An 18237-nucleotide genomic window follows, 5' to 3' on the forward strand; every position below is an offset into this window, starting at 1 on the left:
TTTTGAAACCTTACGCTAACAAAAGTCTCATTGAAAAGTAACAATAAATTGTAGTGGTCAGCTAAGAGTAACAAGAGAGAGGGCGTTTAGGCCCCCTATCTGTTATAGGTAAAGAAAAGGCTATCGGGTAAAGCAGAGGTTGTCGATAAGGCGGGTATTACCCATATAGGCTGCAGCGAGTATCACTAGCTCACCTTGTTCGTCGGTGACAAAGGAGAGATCTTTTGCGTTACGCAGCTCTAAGTAGTCAGGTGTAAAACCTGAATCGATTAGAGCTTGCTTACCATTTTCGATGGCAAGGTCTAGTGAAGCTCCCTGTTTAACAGCGTTTGAGATCTGATCCATGGTCTGTTTTAACACTGCAGCTTGGCTCTTTTGCGTTTCGCTGAGGTAACCGTTACGTGAGCTCATCGCAAGTCCAGATGCTTCACGTATGGTGTCAATACCGACTATCTCAATGGGGAGTGAAAGGTCCTCAACCATGGTCTTGATGATCATCAGCTGCTGAAAATCTTTACGACCAAATAGCGCGATATCGGGTTGAACAATGTTAAACAGCTTACATACTACCGTTGCAACACCACGAAAATGACCGGGGCGACTCGCACCACAGAGCTGATCGCCTATTTTAGGAACTTCCACATAGGTTTGCTGCTCCATGCCTTTAGGGTAGATAATTTCAGGTGTAGGTGTGAACAGTAACTCGGCACCTGCATCACTTAAGGCGAGTTTGTCCGCCTCTAGTGTTCTAGGGTAGGCATCAAGATCTTCATTGGCACCAAACTGCATGGGGTTGACAAAAATTGAGGCAACAACGTGATCGGCACGCTTTACCGCCTCTTTAATCAAGGTGATATGACCTAAATGTAGGTTACCCATAGTGGGCACAAAGGCGATGGTTTCACCTTTTGTACGCCAAGTGCGGATCTGTTCGCGTATCTGTTGGATCTCTTGTGTGGTGATCATTTTACTACTGCAATACCTTAATCCTTGCTCACTATTTTTTGTAAAATCGTGAGCAAAACTGATTTAACAGCCCTTTTAATTGATGGCTCAGGGCTTAATTTTTAGCTAAATGTATGGTCGCTACCAGGGAAGACTCCCTTCTCTACTTCATCGATATAAGCACGGATAGCTTCACGGATCTCGCCAGTTTGCTTAAGGTAATTTTTTGAGAAGCGTGGAATATAACCACTAGAGATCCCAAGAACATCATGCATCACTAAGATCTGCCCGTCGGTACCTGCGCCAGCGCCTATGCCGATAACGGGAATCGTTAATGCTTCACTAATGGTTTGAGCTAAAGTGGCTGGGATACACTCGACAACCAGCAGTTGAGCACCAGCGGCCTCGAGCGCTTTAGCTTCATCGAGAATACGCTGAGCGTTATCTGCATCACGACCTTGGACCTTAAAGCCACCAAATACATGAACTGATTGAGGGGTGAGTCCCAAGTGAGCACAGACTGGAATACCACGCTCGGTCAACATAGTCACGGTATCGAGTAGCCAGTGTCCTCCCTCTACCTTAACCATATTGGCACCAGCTTGCATCAGGGCGGTGGCATTGGTCATGGCTTGCTCTGGAGTGGCATAACTCATAAATGGCATATCAGAGATCAGCAATGAGCGTTTGATACCACGGCGAACGCAGCGGGTGTGGTAGGCAATATCCTCCACAGAAACTGGCAGAGTATCATCATGTCCTTGAAGCACCATTCCCATAGAGTCACCGACGAGTAGTACATCGACTCCTTCACTGTCGAAGGCACTGGCAAAGCTGGCGTCATAGGCGGTGAGTGCGGTGAACTTTTTACCTTCCTGCTTAAATTTGAGCAGGGTAGAGCTAGTTATCTTAGACATAGTGACTTTCTTAAATCGAGTTTATTAACGTAAAAATTATACCGAAACACGGTCACAATACTGAATCCTGCATGGTGAGCCTGTTTGGGTATCGTCTTTACTCTTAGTAGTGTGCTTTATATGCTAACTTAGGGTTGAGTTCAATCTTATCTGACTATTTGTTCTAATTGTGCGCGTAATTTAGCATCTATAAGCCCACTAAGCTCTGCTCCACAGGGAAGTATTATGTTCGGAGCTATATCGGCTAAGGGGACTAAAACAAAGCTACGCTGTTTCATACCATAGTGGGGGATCGTCAACCTAGGGGAGTCTATGCTCTGTTCGCCGTAGAGTAAGATATCGAGATCTAAGGTGCGTGGTCCCCAACGCTCTAACCTTACCCGTCCCTGTTCATTCTCTATCTTTTGCAGTGCATCGAGCAGGTTGATAGGGGAGAGGCTTGTGTTGAAACCTGCAACGGCATTCACATAGTCGGGTTGTTCAACTTCCCCCATAGGTGCTGAGCGGTAATAAGGGGAGAGTGTGAGTGAAGTTAACCCGTTAGTTGGGTTAACTTCAGCTAACTCAGCCAGTGCCATAGAGGCGTTATCTAGCTGAGCGACAGGATCTGTTAGGTTGGCGCCTAGCGCCACAAAAACCTTGACCATTACTCTGCGGGTTTTGCCGTTTTGTTTGCAGGCTTACGGCGTTTACGCTGATTTGAGTTTCTGTTACGGCTACCTTTGTTGGTTGAGCGAGCAATCACACTACGCTGCTCTTCACCGGCTTCGACGAAGCTCTTCCACCAAGCGGCAGATTTAGCCACTGGACCACCCTCAGCGTCAGCGCGCAGTAGAAGTAGATCATAGGCGGCGCGGAATTTAGGATGCTCAATAAACTTAAAGGCGCGAGTGCCTTGATTACGATCGAAGCGTAGTTGCAACTGCCAGATATCTTTTGCTGGCGTACTGAAGCGGCGTGGAATGCTGATAGTACGGCACTGCTGCTCCATAATATCACCCATGGCAGCATAGTAAGCATCATAGAGACTCAGGCCACTTTCCAGTGCAATATCATCGGCTTTTTGAGCCAGAGGATACCAAAGGATAGCGGCATAGAAGAAGGCCGGCGTGACTGTTTTCTCAGCTTGAACCCGTGCATCAGTGTTCTTCATGATCACCTGCAGCATCTTAGTTGCAGGGCCTTTTGGGTCTTCAATCAGCAGAGTCTCTACTAGCGGGAAAAGTGGCGCAAACAAGCCAAATTCACGCATCATGGCAAAGTTGTTTTCCGCCTGTCCATTGAAGAAAAGCTTAAGTACCTCTTCATACATGCGAGCTGCAGGAATATCTTTTAGCAGGGGAGCTAACTCATAGATAGGCGCTGCGGTCTCTTCATCGACTGTCATACCAAGCTTAGTTGCAAAGCGAACAGCCCTTAACATACGGACTGGGTCTTCACGGTAGCGGGTATTAGGATCGCCAATCATTCTAATGGTACGAGAGTGCAGATCCTCTAAACCACCTCCATAGCTGTGGATAGAGAAATCACTGATGTCGTAATAGAGGGCGTTAACGGTAAAGTCACGGCGCTCTGCATCTTCATCTATGGTGCCGTAGACGTTATCACGCAGCAATCTGCCCTCGGCATTGGTCTTTGATATCTTCTCTTCGTTATCGACATGGTGACCACGTAGAGTGGCTACTTCGATGACATCACGGCCAAAAACAATATGAGCTAATCGAAAGCGTCTACCGACTAAGCGACAGTTACGGAACAGACGCTTAATCTCTTCGGGTGTGGCATTGGTGACCACATCGAAATCTTTAGGTTGCAAGCCAAGTAAGATGTCGCGCACACCGCCACCCACAAGGTAAGCTTTAAAGCCTGACTTATGCAGTCGGTAGAGTACCTTTATGGCATTTTCGCTCATCTGACTACGAGATATAGAGTGATCTTGTCTCGGGACAACCGACAGGCTTAGGCCTGTTTGTGTGGTCTCTTCAGTTGCTTGGTTATTATCAAATAACTGCTTACAGAATTTGGTTATACGGCGAAAAATGGGACACCTCGAACATAAAACTTAGTTATGGGTTGCAATAAGGCGGCTATGATAACTCAAATACGACGTAATGAGTATATAGATGCACCTGCTCAGTTGCAGATATTGGACTTGTGAGTGCTTTTTTATACCGATTATTATACTCGTTAAAGGACAATCTCAGCCTGTTTGGGTATAGCACTGAGATCAAATTGAGCTACCGCTTCTGCAAGCATTTCACGAATATCACTTTGTGGTGTTACAGCTTGCTGTCCTAGGAAAGTGAGTGCTGCATTCAAGCTCGTTTGAGGCTTATCTGTGTCGATCGCTTGAGCGTGGTTTTGCTTAGAGAGTTTCATTCCCGGAGCATCACAAACCAGAGGCAGGTGAAGCCAGAGTGGGCTTTGATAACTAAACTGCTGATTTAGACTTATCTGTCTGCAGGTGGGGGTAAGCAGATCGCAACCACGAACGACCTCAGTGATCCCTTGAAAAGCATCATCCATCACGACAGCGAGTTGATAGGCGTAAAGGCCATCGCTTCGCTTAATGATAAAGTCCTCGGTAGCAAAATCGGTATCTAAACATACATCACCCATATGTAGATCCTGAAAACGTTCCACCCCTGCAGTATTTCGGATCCTAATTGCGCCGTGGGTATGGGGGGAGTCGAGTCTTCCGCAGCGTCCGTCATAACTTCCGCCCATTGCTTGGATCTGTTTGCGGGTACATTGGCAGTAGTAAGCCTGATCTTGGGATAGCAGCTTATCTATTTTTGCTTGATAGGCATCGAGGCGTTGACTCTGATACAAGATATCACCATCCCAATTTAATCCATAGGCGGATAATGTTTGCAATATCATGTCAGCGGCGCCAGTTACTTCTCGTGGTGGGTCGATATCTTCGATACGAACCAGCCATTTTCCTCCCAATGAACGTGCCCTTAGATAACTTCCTAGTGCCGCAACGAGAGAGCCAAAGTGTAAAGGTCCTGATGGAGAGGGGGCGAAGCGGCCAATATAGTCAGATTGAGTTCTCGTTGGCGTAACGGTTGAGTCTTGGTTCAAAATGGCTGTGCCTGTGACAGAAGTTAGCGGGAATGATAGTACTTTCTATAAAGTGAGAGCAAGTTAGGTTGATGTTGATGAAGACGTTATTGAAAATGGAGAAAGAGAGTAAAAATAGAGGGAAAGTGTAAACGTCAGAGTCAGTAAAGCGGAGCTGAGTAGCCCCGCTTACCTGTTGCATCACACAAAAGTCAGATTAGCCAGCCATCTGCTTTTCTTTGATCTCTGCAAGTGTCTTACAATCGATACATTGATCGGCTGTTGGACGAGCTTCGAGACGACGAATACCAATTTCGATGCCGCATGAATCACAGAAGCCAAAATCATCCTCTTCAATTTTCTGAAGTGTTTTTTCGATCTTCTTAATTAGCTTACGCTCTCTATCACGAGCACGAAGTTCTAAACTGAACTCCTCCTCTTGAGCGGCGCGGTCCACAGGGTCTGGAAAGTTTGCTGCTTCATCTTGCATATGATTAAGAGTACGGTCGACCTCTTCACGCAACTGATTACGCCAAGCATCCAGAATCGTTCTGAAATGGCCCAGCTGATCTGCGTTCATATACTCCTCACCAGGTTTTTCCTGATAAGGTTCTACACCTGCGATAGCGAGCACGCCAAGTTTTTTAGTGCCTTCTGGCATAACCCATCTCCTGTTAATCGTTTGCTTTTTTGGGCGCTTGTATTTTAAGGCCGATATCTATATCAGAAAGAGATAAACCAAGCAAACTTTTTGTTTCCGTTTAACCATATTCCTTGACTATGTTCCCTATTCTCAATTAATTCAACTTTTAGGGGGTAATTATAGTTTGACAGGGCAGGATTTAAGCAAGGAAGCCTGATTTGGTGACATTTCGGTATTATAGGCCAATATTTCGACACCAGCTTGATGGGCTTGGGTGAGCAGTTCGGCGTAGTCAGGATCGATATGTTTAGCCGCCATCACTGATTTTATGCCCGTATGTTGAACGACAAAAAGAAGCACTGCTCGATGACCCATGGAAACCATCTCCATCAGCTCTCGCAGATGTTTTTGTCCTCTAGTTGTTACGGCATCAGGAAAATAGCCTTGGCCATCTTCAAGTAAGGTGCAGCTTTTTACCTCAATATAGCAGTGAGGTTTAGGCTCGTTATGGGGGGCATTATCTGTCAGTAGTATGTCTATCCGACTGTTCTCACTGCCATACTTGACCTCGCGCTTAAGTAAATCGTAACCCTGAAGCTCTGTTATCACGCCAGACTTGATGGCATCTTCGGCTAGTTGGTTTGCGCGTCCCGTATTGATACCAATAATATCCCCGCAATCGGACTCTGCCTGCTCCCAGGTTCTTGAGTATTTACGTTTAGGATTGTCTGATATTGAAAACCATACCTTCTTGCCTTCGAAAAGACAGTTACGCATAGAGCCTGTGTTAGGACAGTGAATAGTTACTTCGCTGCCATCCTCTAAGCGGATATCCGTAAGAAAACGTTTGTAGCGTTTGATCAAGATGCCTTGTTCAAAGGGAGGAGTAAATTCCATGGTAAACCTAAGAGCCAAAATAATGGGGCTAGATTAGCAGGTAAGAAGCGAGAGATACATCTCTCTATAATGGTTTGTTTTATCCTCTTTTACTCGGTGCTTGCCTATATAAATAGCAGGGCTCTTGGGCCGCTTACCTTTAGATATTAGTCTCGTTCAAGTACACTTCTGTTTAAGTTTTAATAAAAATAATTCGAACAAGGAATCAGTATGACAGACGTAATGACAGTGACCCTAACGAAAGATGCACCTGCAGCCCACTGGGGGAATGCAGATGTGACTTTTGAAAATAATCAGTCAGTTATACATCTTCAGGGCGGTGATGAACTGCGTCAAATCCAGCAGGCAGCTCGTAAGCTAAGAAACCAAGGACTCAGCAAACTCGCATTAGAGGGGGAGCTATGGGACCTACATACTCAATGGGCCCTAGCCCAAGGTTTCGCTACCGCTAAATCTGTGCCTGAGATCAGCTGGACTGGTGATGAGGAGACTCAACAGGCACTAACAGATCGCCTAGCAAGTGCCAGCTTTGCACGTCATCTGATCAATGAGACACCAGAAAATCTTGCACCAGTAAAGCTGGCAATTTTAGCGGCTCATTGGCTATCTGAGATCGGTGGTGACAAGGTCAGTTACCGTATTATTGAAGGCGCTGAACTGTTAGAGGATAAGTGGGTAGGGATCCATGCAGTTGGCCGTGGGAGTGAGCGACCACCAGCTATGTTGGAACTCGATTATAATCCACTAGGGGAGGATGCTCCTGTGTCCGTGGCACTGGTAGGAAAAGGGATAACCTTCGATTCTGGCGGCTACAGTATCAAGGCTTCTGAAGGCATGTTAGGCATGAAGTGCGATATGGGCGGTGCTGCGACTGTGACCGCCTCTTTAGGTCTTGCCATGAAGCAAGGGCTAAATAAACGGGTTAAGTTGTTCCTCTGTTGTGCTGAAAATCTTATTAGTGGGCATGCTTATAAATTAGGTGATGTGCTCACCTATAAAAATGGAGTCTCAGTTGAGGTGGTCAATACCGATGCGGAGGGGCGCTTAGTATTAGCCGATGGACTTCAGGCTGCCTGTGAAACTGGGGCGCCTTTAGTGATTGATGCGGCGACTTTGACCGGGGCCGCAGTTATGGCCGTTGGTACTAATTACAACGCTATTTTCTCACCTAAAAGTGAAGTACTGGCTATGGCTCAGGCTAAGGCGTCAGAGGTTGGTGAGCGAGTTTGGCCACTGCCGTTAGACCCATGGCACCGTGATATGTGTCCATCTCCCTATGCAGATACAGCCAATAGTCGTCCAATGAAGGGCGGAGGAGCTGGCGGAGCCTCGAATGCTGCTGGTTTCCTATGGCGTTTTGTGTCGCCTGAGGTGAACTGGTTACATATGGATCTGGCATCGGCTTTTGCTGATTCGCCAAATTCACTTTGGGCCGCTGGTGGCACAAGCCATGGCATGTTGACCATTACGGCTTTGCTGCAAGACTAAAATTTTACTTACCTGTCATAAAGAGCGAACCTCAGGTTCGCCCTAATACCCTCAATAACGCCAAAAATAGTTCAAGTCGGTTTTATTCAAAATGTTAACCTTCACCCAAAATTAGTTCAAAGGTACTATTTTAAGGTCTATTTAGGCCTTAATTAATGCTTTGATCCCATCGTTAAGCCAGCGACTATCAGACTTATAGTTGATAGTTCGAATGCTTACTTTGTTGCATAATTGTTAACGCAGCTTGTTGGTCAGTTTTTTAATATAGCTTGTTGGCTGCGTTTCATCACAAGCTCAAAGGAATGAGACTGGTTATGTATACTTGTTTTGAAGAGTTTAGTATTAATACTGAGACATTTGAATTGGTGATCGCCAAAGAGTCTATTCAACTCGATGAACGTGTGTTTCAGTTATTCAAGTTACTCATTGAACATTACCCCGCCCACTGTAGTAAACAGAGATGTCTGGACTGTATCTGGCCTAATACCGTTGTTTCAGATATGTCACTGGCTAAACTCGTTTCAGATACACGCAAGTTGTTTAAAAAGGTTGGTTGCCAAGTACCTATTATTGAAACGGTTCATGGCCGTGGATATCGTTTATCTAAAGAGTTAGGCCTGCAGCTTTCCAGTGCCGATACTCCTTGTTCAGAGCCGCAAGTGCAACTTAGTGGTTTTGAGCAGAGTGGAGTTGAGTCGAGCGCGAAAATACCGGTTCAAGAGAGGTCACTATCTTTTACTGAGAAAACCCTCGCTCAAAAAGGCAATCTGATTATTGGTTTTTTATTGATGATTTTTATGGTTTTTACACTCAACCACTATCTAATTCCCTCTGTGTTTACATCAGCTCAAACTCCTGTGTTAAAAAACAATCCTCAAGAGGTGGTCTACAGCCAGCCTCCCGATGCCATAGGACGTATTTTATGGGTCGATGATCATCCCGATAATAATGTTGAGGAGAGAGAGGAATTTCGTCAGCAAAATATCGGCGTCTATAGTACAACAAGTACCGACGAGGCTTTACTGCTTCTCTCTATTTATGGCTATGAGATGGTGATCTCTGATATGGGAAGAGGGGAAGAGCCTCTTGCTGGGCTGAAATTGTTAAGAGTGCTGCGCGAGAGTGGTACAGATATCCCCTATATTATTTATACCCTTAATGATACACCCCAGCTGCATGACGCTGTCAGTAAAAGTGGCGGTCAGGGAGTGGCTGTCGATGCCCAGAGCCTGTTTAATTTAGTGATGCCCCACTTTAAACCCCTTGAGAGTGAAAGAAAAAATCAATAAATACTTATTTTTATGTGATTTTATGCCGAATTCAAAGCTTTTCAACATCTTTCAAGGTTTAGCTATGCCAATTTATTTAATCTCATGATATCAATAGCATATTGAAAATCACTGGGGGGGGAGATAGCGCTAGTTCCATGACTGGCTCTCTATTTTGTGCCCATGTAAGCAGAGAGTTTCAATATCAAGTAGAAATTCTTCAATTTGCTGCCCTAATCGGCAGCATTTTTTTTGCCTGTTATCTCAGTGAGTGGCCAAGATTGCAAGATCTGATATTCGACACCTGTGGGTTTACTGATGGAAATATAGAGATGGATCTTCTCTGGAGAAAGAGTGAGGGCTAAAGCTTCATGTTTAATAGGCAACTGTTTTGCTTTCCTAAATAGGCTGATATGGGGAACAAAGTTAACCTCTTGTGGCAGGATATTTTGTGCAGCTTTTCTGCTCTGATGGTTAGGGAGCTTAATACCTATCTGCTGCAGAAGGGAGTGGCACTCATCTAAGATATATTGCAGATTGGGATCGAGTACTTTTCCTGAAAGACAGAGGATCTGAGGTTTTCGCCAAAGGGTTAATGTGTCTAAGGTGACCGTGAATTTTGGCCAGCTTAAGGCTTTTGAAGCTTGGAGGATGTCGAGCTTATGCTGCAACTTGAACTGTTGATGTATATCGAGTTGCCCCAGAAAAGCTAAAGTCATATGAAAATTTGCTGGTGATACGCTTTTGCCATCAACTGATATCCCTGCCTGTAGGCTAGACAGTTGTGTGTTTTGGGTTTGAGTCGGTGCAATACCGAGAAATAATCGTTTCATGATCTAGGGCATTTATCGTTCTAATTCTCCATTTATAACATCATTTTCAGATAAGTGAACTTGTGCAGATGTTCATTCACTTATCTGGCGATCGTTAGTACACTGGGGCAAAGTGTTTTTGAGATACGACCTCCATTGGATCAGTTACCCGTTCTAAGCCTGCTTACTCCGTTAAGAGAGGCGTTTAGCCAACATCATCAAGTCATATTAGAGGCACCTACCGGTGCAGGAAAGTCCACCGCCTTACCTTTGGCCATGCTCGATTGGGATGAGCTGGAGGGGAAAATTCTTATGCTCGAACCCAGACGGGTGGCAGCAAGAAGTGTGGCTCACTTTATCGCTTCACAGCGTGGCTGTCAGGTGGGAGAAGAGGTGGGGTATCGGGTACGCGGCGAGTCTCGCAGTCAAGCATCAACTCGTTTAGAGATCGTCACTGAGGGTGTATTAACCCGTATGATCCAGCAAGATCCCGAATTGAGTGGGATCGATATGATCATCTTCGATGAGATCCATGAGCGACACTTGACCACAGATCTCGGTCTAGCCTTAGCCTTGGAGATACAGGGCTCATTTCGTGAAGATTTGAAAATCTTGGCGATGTCAGCCACGCTATCTGGCCTACCTTTAACTGAGCTTATGCCTAAAGCTATCTCACTTAACAGTGAGGGGAGAAGCTTTCCCGTGGAGCTGGTTTACCGCGCAAGTACTTCGTCTCAACAAGGCCGCTCTGCCCATCATTGGATTGATCATATGGGCAGAGTGATTGTTGAGCTACTCACACAGGGAGATGAGAAGGGGTTATATTCCCATGGCTCTTTGTTGGCGTTTCTTCCCGGACAGGGTGAAATTGTTAAGTTGCAAGAGTTTCTGAACAGCCGCTTGGATCTTAACCTGTTCTCTATCTGCCCGCTCTATGGCAGCTTGCCACCTAAAATGCAGGATAAAGCCATTGCAGAACCTAGTGATGGCAAACGTAAAGTGGTGCTCTCAACTAACGTTGCCGAGTCGAGTTTGACCATCCAAGGGATCACTATGGTGGTTGATTCAGGTTATAAGCGTCAGGCAAGTTTTAATGCTAGGACAGGGGTCACTCGTTTATCTCTTAAGCGAATAAGTCAGGCATCAGCTGCTCAGCGTGCTGGGCGTGCTGGGCGTTTGGCACCCGGTTACTGTTTGAGACTCTGGAGTCAAGAGGAGCAAGGAAGATTACTCAAGGCTGATGAACCTGAGATCTTACACTCAGATCTTATCCCTATGGTGCTCGATGGTGCTTGCTGGGGAGTCAAAGCACTCGATGAGTTACCTATGTTAACCACCGCCTCCCAACCAAATGAAAATGCGGCTTGGCAGTTGTTGGAACAGCTTGATGTCGTAGATAAACAGCGAAAAATCACCTCCCACGGGCGACAAGCCTATGAGCTGGGCTGTCACCCAAGATTAGCCCATATGCTACTTAAAGCTAAATCACTGACCAAGGGAACACATCGAGAGCTTGTGGGGTTAGCCTGTATTCTTGCAGGGGTATTGGAGTCCCGCTCCCGTGGCCAACACGGCATAGATATTAGTGGCTATCTAAGAGAGTCTATTCAAGGTGAGTCTGGGCAGCAGGTTCGCCAATGGATGAGAAAATTAAATGTTAACTCAGATCTCCAAGCCTGTATCACGAATGCCTGTAATGAAGATATCGCTTTCCTGCTTGCCTTAGCGTTTCCTGACCGAGTGGCAAAAAGTCGCGGTGTCTCCGGTTATCTATTGGCCAATGGTACCGGCGTGACCTTGCCTGAACATGATGCACTTAATTCGGCAGATTGGCTGGTGGTGGCAGACTTTCAAGAGAGTGAGGGACGCACGAGTGGGCGGGTCTACCTCGCGGCTCAAATCGATGTCGAATCTTTTAAAAGTCGGCTTCAATTTCTAGTTGAGAAACAGGAATATTGTGGCTGGGATGATGTTAAAGGGCGTTTTTATGCCGAATCTCAACAGCGTATTGGCCAGATAGTGTTGAGTAAGTCGGCATTAACTAAGCCAGATCCTGAGCAGATAAAGTTGGCTATTTTTGAGCAGCTTCGCAATAAAGGCTTAGGTTTGCTGAATATGAATGACAAGGCGCTGCAGCTGCAGAATAGGTTGATGTTAGCGGCGACACTCGACTCAGAACAGGCTTGGCCTGATATGAGCCATGGCAAGCTTATCGATACATTAGCCGATTGGCTTGGCCCCTATCTTAATGATGTCAAAAGCTTGTCACAATTGAGGTCTCTTGACTGTTATACTCTGCTGCTTAATCAGCTTGAGTGGAGTGCTCAACAGCGGCTAGAGACTCTTTTTCCTACTCACTGGGCTATGGCAACAGGAACTCGAGCTGGGATCACCTATGATGATGCAGGAAGAGCATTACTCAGTGTGCGTCTTCAAGAAGCATTAGGGATGGCTCAAAGCCCAGTATTAGCCAATGGTAAGCTAACGGTCACCATGGAGTTGCTTTCTCCTGCTCATAGACCCCTTGCTTTGACGGCTGATCTGGCCAGTTTTTGGCAAGGCCCTTATGTCGAAGTGAAAAAGGAGATGAAGGGGAGATACCCGAAACACCTTTGGCCTGATGACCCTGCTAATACTACGCCGACGCGTTTCACTAAGAAAAAGACCCTAAATCAAGGCTCCTGACACTGATTTATGGGGAGTTAAGTACATTATTTATCAAGGCGGTTTTCAAGTAAGCGCCTTGGCTCCAAAATAGGTTTTTCGGAATAAAGATGACAGATAAAGAGACTTCAAAGAAACCTGCGCGTAAAAAAGCGGCTCCTAAATCTGGGGCGAAAAAGCCTGCAGCAAAAAAGCGTGCTGCCAAAGCGAAGAGTGCCAGTAAAGGCTCATCTGGTATTGGCAGACGGATCTGGTCTATCAGCTGGAAGCTCGGCCTGATCCTATTTGTAGGCGTGTTGAGTTACGGTATCTACCTAGATCAAGTGATAGCTCGAAAGTTTGAAGGGCAGAAATGGCACCTACCTGCTCAAGTGTTTAGCCGCTCAATGGCCCTTTATCCTGGTGCAGCTGTGAGTCACGGTCAGCTCATTGCTGAGTTAAAATTGCTGGGTTATCGCAAAGTGGCTAACCCAAGACAGGTGGGTGAGTTTTCTGCATCTAAAACCCGAGTTGATTTGTGGCGGCGTCCCTTCCTGCACCCTCAAGGAACCCAAGCTGAGCAGAGAGTCATGATCACCTTTGATCAACAGGGGGTAAGTTCGGTCGCAAGGAACTCAGATAATCGTCAGTTAGCGGTTTTTCATCTCGAACCTGTGTTGCTTGACCGTATTATCACTGGTGATGGTGAAGATCGTCTATTTGTCCCCACCGCTAAGATGCCTCAGTCTATTATCGACTCATTGATTCTGGTGGAAGATCGCAGCTTCTATGAACACCATGGTGTAAATCCGTTTGCCATTATTCGCGCAGCGCTGGTTAATATCAGTGCGGGGCGCACTGTGCAGGGGGGCTCAACGTTAACGCAACAGCTAGCAAAAAACTTCTTCCTCTCCAGTGAGCGCTCGTTAGTGCGGAAAATTCGGGAAGCCTTAATGGCTATCATCATCGATTTTCGCTATGAAAAGGATGAAATATTAGAGGCTTACCTTAATGAAGTGTACATGGGACAAGATAAAGCCCGTGGAGTACATGGTATGGGACTGGCCTCTCAGTTCTATTTCGGTCGTCCTATAGCAGAGCTGACCTTGCCGCAGCAGGCATTTTTGGTCGCCGTGATAAAGGGGCCCTCTTACTACAACCCTTGGCGCTACCCTGAGCGGGCTGCAAGTCGTCGCGATCTAGTACTGCGGCTCTTGATGGAGGACGGTAAGCTTAATGTGCAGCAGTATACTGCCGCCGTTGAGTCGCCTTTAGGTCTTCGAAGCGCAGACAAACCTGTGCATCAAAAACTGCCTGCATTTTTCGCCGTTGTTCAGCATGAGCTTAACAGACGCTTTGGCGACTCTTTATTAAAGCAGTCGGGTATTAAGGTCTATACAACGCTGGATCCTATGGCGCAGGAAGCGGCTGAAAAAGCGGTGAAGAAGACCATGGCCCGTTTGGGGAAAAATGATAAGACATTGCAAGTGGGTATGGTGGTTACCGATAAATATTCGGCGGGTATCGCAGCCATGGTGGGGGATAAAGTACCGAGCTATAAAGGCTATAACCGTGCCGTGGAGATAAGACGTCCAATAGGTTCACTAATCAAACCTTTTGTCTATGCGACCGCGTTGAATCAACCAGCTAAATATACCTTAGCGACGCCACTTAAAGATCAACCAATTACCTTGAACAACGGCCAAGGTAAGACCTGGTCACCCAAGAACGTGGATAAGAAGTTTAGAGGGGAAGTGCCACTTTTGACCGCCTTTAAGAGGTCAATTAACGTACCTACGGTCAATTTGGGCATGGAGATGGGGGTCAGCAGTGTGGCGACCACGCTCGATAAATCAGGCTGGAGAGGTAAAATCAGTGAATACCCCTCTATGCTGTTAGGTGCTGTTAATGGCTCGCCGCTGATGGTCGCTCAGGTCTATCAAACCATAGCGGACAACGGCCGTTATCGCCGTTTATCATCGGTGACGGCTGTGCTGGATATGGAGAATAACCCTCTGCCTGTGGCGCGTGTTGAGCAAAATCAAGCATTGAATCCAAGCTCCACCTATCTGGTGCAGTATGCTATGACCCAAGTGGTTAAATCTGGTACGGCAAGTAGGCTTGGAAAGGCTTTCCCCTACGCGACCTTGGCAGGTAAAACTGGGACCAGTAATGACTCTCGCGACTCCTGGTTTGCTGGATTTGATGAGCGTAACGTCGCGGCCATCTGGGTTGGACGTGATGACAACGGTAAAACAGGTCTCTATGGCAGCAGTGGCGCCATGGCTGTCTATCAAGACTTTCTCGGTACTCGACCACCAATCAGTTTAAGACGCCCTTTAATCAGTGGGGTGGTTAATGGCCACTTTGATAAAACAACCGGTGTTGCTAAAGAGTCGGGCTGTGAAAACTCTATCGCGCTGCCTGCATTGGAAGCCAGTTATCATCCTGCTAGAAACTGTGGTGAGCCTCTGTCTTGGTGGCAGAAGTTGACTGGAGGTTAATCTTTTACCTATTGGTGTTAAGGGGCTTGTTGGATAACAAGCCCTTTTCGTCTCAGCATTATAAATTCAGGACTATAAATAACGGCAGTATTTTGCTGATATGGTGTATTGTTTAATGAGCCATCTCTTGTCGTCGTGCTTTAAGCAGATAAAACAGAGGCACAGTAGCGAGGAGAACTAAGATACTTGCCCAGTTACCATTTTCTACGACGCCATATCTTGCGGCTATGATGCTGCCTAATAGCGCACCACCGCCAATCCCCACATTAAATAGTCCTGAGTAGATAGCCATGGCAACATCGGTAGCATCAGGCGCCAGCTTCAGTGCTTTTGATTGCAGTGACAGACACATCAACATCATGCCTGCTCCCCATAAAACAGACAAAGGCAGCAGTAACAAGATCTGGTTTGCAATAAATGGCAAGATTGCCATGCAGCTGCCCAGAGATAAGATGGCAAGTGTTAATAGCTGTTGGGCATGACGCGCTTGATAGCGACTAAAAAGCGCACTACCAATTAACCCCGCAGCACCAAAGATGAGCAAGATCATGGTGGTGATATTCGCTGAATACCCAAAGTGCTCCTGCAGTAAAGGCTCTAAGTAGGTATAAACGCTGTAGTGTGCTGTGACTAATACTATGGTGAGTAAGTATAGCCAGAGCAGTGCCTTATTATGTACTAAAGCGGGCAGACTACGCCAGCTACCACCATGGGTTGCGGGCAGTGTTGGCAGCCCGCGCCAAAGCAGTAGCATCATGATTAATGTGAGTAAGCCGATTAAAGCAAAAATAGTGCGCCATCCTACTAACTGTCCAATCACTCGCCCTAGAGGAATACCAAGTACAAGCGCCAAAACACAGCCAGTTGCGAAGATGCTCAGGGCTTGTGGACCTTGTCCATTAGGCGCGAGTCGCACGACGAGGGCTGGGGCTATCGCCCAAAATAACGCATGAGTGAAAGCGATGCCGACACGACCAGATAGAAGGATCTCATAACTGGGAGCCCAGACACAGATGCCGTGACTGATGATAAAGACCGACATTAATCCAAGTAGTAACTTTTTACGTTCAAATCGCGCAAAAAGCAGTACCGCAGGTAAAGACGCAAGGGCTACGACGCTGGCATAGGCCGTTAGCATAGGGCCAACTTCAATCGCACTCATGCCAAAACTCTGGCCAAGGGCGGCCAGAAGCCCCACAGGAACAAACTCTGTGGAGACAAAAACAAAAGCGGTGAGTGCCAGTAAAAATACAGGTGCCCAGTTGATGAGGGGCTGCTTCATTAAGTCGTACGTCCAAGATTAAAAGGGCGGCAAGTCTAGGCTCAAATAATGAGCAATGCGAGAGGTGAGGGAGGAAAATGTTCGATTTGTGATCTAGATAAAACTTTTAGAGGGGAAGGCTAGTAGGCGAGTATATAGTACTTAAATAAACAGGCTTAAGGTGATGCTCTCAAGGGTTAAACTTTAATAGAGCAGTCACCTTTTTATAAGGAATAGGTATTACCTTGATTTAACCCGTTTGGGTTTGTGTTGTACCCATAAATAGACGCCGGAGATGGACATGATGATCAAGGCCAGAGCGACGAGATCCATAAACCAGGGACCTAAAGCACCGAAGAAGCGGCCACTGTGGATATCGAGTAGGGCACGTTCCCAGGTGAGGTGGTGGGAGCGTGCTTGAAGCGAGACAATTTGAGTGCTTGATTTGACAGAATCATTGCCAACTTCAGTTAATGGCGTAACCCAGGGGAGTGGAGCGAACGGCTTAGCTGCAGTCCATTCTATAAGGTCGTTATCAGCCATATAGCTGCCAGTGTCACTGTTTAACCAGATCTGCCCGTCATTAGCGATAGCGATAAGTCCTGAGGGCAGGCCTGTGGTGATATCTTGTTTCTCAAGCAGGGCGCCTTCATTGGAGATAAGGTATAGATTGTTGTTGTCGATAGCGATGAGCATGTCGTTGAAGGGGACGATACCGTGAATAGCGGAGTCCGCTTCCAAAGCGAGATGCTTACCTACCCATACTAAGTTATCTGAGCTGGCAAGCAGCGGGCTCGTTTGGTAGATGTGGATATTAGTTGGTGTCTTGATGCCGTAATAGTCCAGTAGCCATGACTGTTTTACGTGGGCATTGTCGATAGATAGCTGATTACTGTGGTTGATCAATACACCAGATATAGCGATCAGCAAGACAAAAACGGCACTGAATATTCCTAGCCATCTGTGCCAGGGACGGACTTGTCTTTTGAGCATTAAGCTTGTGCTATTTCTGCCGGAAAGGTGATGCTTACGGATCATTATTGTTCTTGTTTTAACTCTGTCTGGCAGAGATCATAACAAGCATGTGGAGTTAACGAAACCACTCTTTATTAATCACCCTTTACTAACGAGGTTTTAACTCATTAGTTTTGTTTAGGTGAGCTCTCTTCTTATTCGTGAGTCTAACCAGAGAGCAATGCGTGAAAGCTTAGTTAAGGCTCTTACAGATAATGTGGCCCCGGTGATCCCATCGATATGTCTGTCAAGCTTGAGATCTTTTTTGAGTTTGGCCTCTTTGAACTGATCGGTAAAGAAATCATGGCGCACTTCGTCACCGCGACTTTCTCGATAAATCAGCACTTTTGTCTGGGCAATCTGTTGGTCTTTGATATGAATGCCCACTGTGATTGGCGCTTCCTTACCTATCTCATTTAGTATCCAGACTGTTTCTCCTTTCTGTTGCCAGTAGCGGATCCGCATCTTTCTAAACTTGTGAGATAAGATCTCTTCAATCACCTTTTGGGCTTCATCATCGAGCCAGAAAACTTTCGCTTTAGGAGCCGGGGCGTTAAAGGCTTGGCTGATAAAGTCTTGAGGGGCTTGGTATTGGCTCTTAGCCAGAGCAGCAAGACTCAGTATTGACGCAGCAATGAAGATCAGTGTTTGGAGAAGTTTCATCATATGATCATGCTCAGTAATAAAAACTTTTAGATCCTAGGCCTCTGAGTTTAGGTAAAAATGAGAAAGGTGCTAAAGGCTACTGCTTTTAGCACCTAGAACCTAGGAGCTCGTTC

General features: G+C 46.4%; 15 protein-coding genes. 4 read left to right on the forward strand and 11 right to left on the reverse strand.

The window, feature by feature from the left end; all coding sequences use genetic code 11:
- Positions 1-120: 120 nt before the first annotated feature.
- The 7 genes from panC to sfsA form a co-directional block, all read right to left on the reverse strand.
- On the reverse strand, positions 121-966 hold the full coding sequence (panC, locus tag K0625_RS10780) for a pantoate--beta-alanine ligase (protein WP_220109688.1): 846 nt from the start codon (positions 964-966) through the stop codon (positions 121-123).
- Between the two features lie 101 nt (positions 967-1067).
- The gene (gene panB, locus K0625_RS10785) at positions 1068-1862 is read right to left on the reverse strand and encodes a 3-methyl-2-oxobutanoate hydroxymethyltransferase (RefSeq protein ID WP_220109689.1); all 795 of its coding nucleotides are present in this window, start codon (positions 1860-1862) and stop codon (positions 1068-1070) included.
- A 146-nt stretch (positions 1863-2008) separates the two neighbouring features.
- Positions 2009-2509, reverse strand: a complete 501-nt coding sequence (folK, locus tag K0625_RS10790; RefSeq protein WP_220109690.1) for a 2-amino-4-hydroxy-6-hydroxymethyldihydropteridine diphosphokinase — start codon at positions 2507-2509, stop codon at positions 2009-2011.
- Positions 2509-3903 (reverse strand): polynucleotide adenylyltransferase PcnB, encoded by a 1395-nt coding sequence (gene pcnB / locus K0625_RS10795; protein ID WP_220109772.1) that lies wholly within the window; start codon positions 3901-3903, stop codon positions 2509-2511. The genes folK and pcnB overlap by 1 nt, the downstream gene beginning before the upstream one ends.
- A 146-nt stretch (positions 3904-4049) precedes the next feature.
- On the reverse strand, positions 4050-4949 hold the full coding sequence (gene gluQRS / locus K0625_RS10800) for a tRNA glutamyl-Q(34) synthetase GluQRS (protein ID WP_220109691.1): 900 nt from the start codon (positions 4947-4949) through the stop codon (positions 4050-4052).
- A gap of 196 nt (positions 4950-5145) precedes the next feature.
- Entirely contained in the window at positions 5146-5589 is a 444-nt protein-coding gene (dksA, locus tag K0625_RS10805) for an RNA polymerase-binding protein DksA (RefSeq protein ID WP_012326388.1), read from the reverse strand.
- A 159-nt stretch (positions 5590-5748) separates the two neighbouring features.
- Positions 5749-6468 (reverse strand): DNA/RNA nuclease SfsA, encoded by a 720-nt coding sequence (gene sfsA / locus K0625_RS10810; RefSeq protein ID WP_220109692.1) that lies wholly within the window; start codon positions 6466-6468, stop codon positions 5749-5751.
- Positions 6469-6678: 210 nt separating this feature from the next.
- Here sfsA and pepB point away from each other — a divergent pair, with 210 nt between their 5' ends.
- Entirely contained in the window at positions 6679-7956 is a 1278-nt protein-coding gene (gene pepB / locus K0625_RS10815; RefSeq protein WP_220109693.1) for an aminopeptidase PepB, read from the forward strand.
- Positions 7957-8270: 314 nt separating this feature from the next.
- Positions 8271-9245 carry a winged helix-turn-helix domain-containing protein gene (locus tag K0625_RS10820; protein ID WP_220109694.1) on the forward strand — a complete coding sequence of 325 codons (975 nt, stop codon included), beginning with the start codon at positions 8271-8273 and terminating at the stop codon, positions 9243-9245.
- Between the two features lie 212 nt (positions 9246-9457).
- Here K0625_RS10820 and K0625_RS10825 read toward each other — a convergent pair whose 3' ends face one another.
- The gene (locus K0625_RS10825; protein ID WP_232847031.1) at positions 9458-10057 is read right to left on the reverse strand and encodes a 2'-5' RNA ligase family protein; all 600 of its coding nucleotides are present in this window, start codon (positions 10055-10057) and stop codon (positions 9458-9460) included.
- A 135-nt stretch (positions 10058-10192) separates the two neighbouring features.
- On the opposite strand from K0625_RS10825, the gene hrpB reads away from it, so the two are divergent.
- Entirely contained in the window at positions 10193-12721 is a 2529-nt protein-coding gene (gene hrpB / locus K0625_RS10830; RefSeq protein WP_220109695.1) for an ATP-dependent helicase HrpB, read from the forward strand.
- Between the two features lie 89 nt (positions 12722-12810).
- Positions 12811-15183, forward strand: coding sequence for a penicillin-binding protein 1B (gene mrcB / locus K0625_RS10835; RefSeq protein ID WP_220109696.1), 2373 nt, complete (start codon positions 12811-12813; stop codon positions 15181-15183).
- 112 nt (positions 15184-15295) lie between these two features.
- Here the strand turns inward: mrcB and K0625_RS10840 are convergent, their stop codons facing one another.
- The 3 genes from K0625_RS10840 to K0625_RS10850 all read right to left on the reverse strand — a co-directional run bounded on the left by K0625_RS10840 (position 15296) and on the right by K0625_RS10850 (position 18121).
- Entirely contained in the window at positions 15296-16465 is a 1170-nt protein-coding gene (locus K0625_RS10840; protein ID WP_220109697.1) for a sugar transporter, read from the reverse strand.
- 219 nt (positions 16466-16684) lie between these two features.
- Entirely contained in the window at positions 16685-17482 is a 798-nt protein-coding gene (locus K0625_RS10845) for a PepSY-associated TM helix domain-containing protein (protein ID WP_220109698.1), read from the reverse strand.
- Between the two features lie 114 nt (positions 17483-17596).
- Positions 17597-18121 carry an FMN-binding protein gene (locus K0625_RS10850; protein ID WP_438944498.1) on the reverse strand — a complete coding sequence of 175 codons (525 nt, stop codon included), beginning with the start codon at positions 18119-18121 and terminating at the stop codon, positions 17597-17599.
- Positions 18122-18237 lie beyond the last annotated feature (116 nt).

Origin of the sequence: Shewanella nanhaiensis, from assembly GCF_019457885.1 — a bacterium.
In the GTDB taxonomy this organism is placed as follows: domain Bacteria; phylum Pseudomonadota; class Gammaproteobacteria; order Enterobacterales; family Shewanellaceae; genus Shewanella; species Shewanella nanhaiensis.